Raw genomic sequence first — 267 nt, 5'->3', positions numbered from 1 at the left:
TAGTTGTTTGTGTTTTCCTCAATCCACTTATACCTAAACCTCCACGACAATATTGTGGATTCCCCCCCACCTCTCCGACTCCGGTATCGCAATCGCCCAGACCGGAACCGCCCGCCACTCACAACCCTGGCGGCGGTCGAACCTCCAGGCCGCTCCACCCGACTACCCCAAGCGCGTGAAGGCCCCCGTGCCGCACGGGAGCCGTGGGGAGGGGGGCGTGACCCGAAAAAGAGCGGCAGCGCTTCGCCGGAGCCGGAGCTGTCGATT

The organism is Amycolatopsis thailandensis (assembly GCF_042723255.1).
Classification (GTDB): domain Bacteria; phylum Actinomycetota; class Actinomycetes; order Mycobacteriales; family Pseudonocardiaceae; genus Amycolatopsis; species Amycolatopsis thailandensis.
Note: the sequence above shows the minus strand (reverse complement) of the source record.